Raw genomic sequence first — 2079 nt, 5'->3', positions numbered from 1 at the left:
AGAAATAAGTTGTTTTAAAAGTAATTGATTTAAAGCTAAACAAATAGCAATTTTTACATGTGAATAAGTAAGACCACCTTGTACATACGCAACAAATGGTGAACGCGTAGGACCGTCCGCTGTTAGTTCGATGCTCGCGCCTTGAATAAATGTTCCTGCCGCCATGATCACGTCATCTTCATATCCCGGCATATAGCTCGGGTATGGAGTTACATGTGAATTGACTGGTGAAGCGAATTGTATTGCCTGACAAAAGGCTACCATCATTTCCTTGTTATCGAATTGAACGGATTGAATTAAATCTGTGCGTTCACTATCCCAACTCGGTTCTGTCTTTAGACCCATTTTTTCTAATATGGCTGATGTAAAAACAGCTCCTTTTAAAGCTTGTCCCACAATATGTGGAGCTAGGAACAAACCTTGGTACATTTCCTGAAGGGTATAGAGTGATGCTCCTGCTTCCGCTCCTATTCCAGGAGATGTCATACGGAATGAACAAGCTTCAACAAGTTCTTTCTTGCCAACTAAATAACCACCTGTTTTTGCTAGTCCGCCACCCGGGTTCTTAATGAGTGAGCCAGCAATTAAATCAGCCCCAACATGACAAGGCTCTTCATGCTCGACAAATTCACCATAGCAATTATCAACAAACACAACAACATCAGGCTTGATTTCCTTCACAAATTCAACCATTTCTTTTATTTCCGCAATTGTGAAGGATGGTCTTGTCGCATATCCTTTTGAACGTTGGATTCCGATCATTTTCGTATTTTCATGAATGGCATTTTTAATTGCAACAAAATCGGGTCTTCCCGTTGGTGTCAGATCAACAGTGTTATAGCCGATATGAAACTCCTTTAATGAGCCATTTCCTGAGCCACGAATACCAACGATTTCCTCCAACGTATCATATGGATTCCCTGTAATATAAAGTAATTCATCATTAGGACGTAATACCCCAAAAAGTGCTATAGAAATTGCATGTGTCCCTGAAATAATTTGCGGGCGGACAAGTGCTGCCTCACCCCCGAAAATATCCGCATAAACAGCTTCTAGTGTATCACGTCCGATATCGTCATAGCCGTATCCTGTTGATGGCATAAAATGAGAATCACTCACTCGATTGTTTTGAAAGCTTTTTAACACACGATACTGATTATAATCTATTGTTTTTTCTATCTTTGTATGTACTTCTTTTACTTGTTGCTCTGTTTCATCAACTAATTCCGAAATTAGTTGACCATAATCTAATTCTGTAAACATGATGTTTTCCCCTTTATGAATAAAAATCCCGAAGTTGTCCTTTTAAAGAATGGTTTGGAAAAATAAAACCTGTGCAAACATATTTTTCCGTATCTTCATTGTAATGCAGTTCTTTTAAAATTGTATCTTGTTTTAAATGTGCTAATATTCTACCTTCCGAACTAGGTAGTGACACCTTGTATTCTTCCATCTCCCGAGTCATGGAATCCTCCACCCTTGTCTTTATCATGACTAAATCATTTTGATCGAACGCACTGACCAATACGGATTTAGATGTTGATGACGGAACAAAATCCGGATGCACTTTATCTTTTTTATTATATAGCGTTAAAACCGGAATCGATTCTACTCCTAATTCATCCAAAAGTTTTAATACTGTTTTTTCATGATTAAAATAATCTGGATTTGAAGAGTCGACTACATGGACAATTAAATCTGCTTCCTTCACTTCCTCTAATGTTGAACGAAATGCCGCGATAAGTGAAGTTGGCAAATCCTGAATAAACCCAACGGTATCCGTTAAAAGGGTTGTTAATCCACACGGAAGAATCATTTTACGAGTCATCGGATCAAGTGTTGCAAACAATAAATTTTCTTCAAATGAATCTGCTTCGGTTAATCGATTAAATAATGTTGATTTTCCTGCATTTGTATAACCTACTAATGCGATTTGATATGTATTGTTTTTCTTTCTTCGTTCGCGATAACGCTCACGGTGCTGCACGATGACGGATAATTGATTTTTAATATCATCAATCCGTTTATGAATATGGCGTCTGTCTGTCTCAAGTTTCGTTTCACCGGGTCCCCTTGTAC

At 38.0% G+C, this 2079-nt stretch carries 2 protein-coding genes; both read right to left on the bottom strand.

The window, feature by feature from the left end:
* Window positions 1-1263, bottom strand: a 1263-nt coding sequence (locus tag V7147_RS03710; protein ID WP_335366514.1) for an aminotransferase class I/II-fold pyridoxal phosphate-dependent enzyme, incomplete at its 3' end; no start/stop codon positions are given.
* A gap of 13 nt (window positions 1264-1276) precedes the next feature.
* On the bottom strand, window positions 1277-2079 hold an 803-nt coding region (hflX, locus tag V7147_RS03705; RefSeq protein ID WP_335366513.1), incomplete at its 5' end, for a GTPase HflX.

The organism is Bacillus sp. JJ1521 (assembly GCF_036965165.1).
GTDB lineage: Bacteria > Bacillota > Bacilli > Bacillales > Bacillaceae_L > Ferdinandcohnia.
This window is presented reverse-complemented; position numbering and strand designations above follow the sequence as displayed.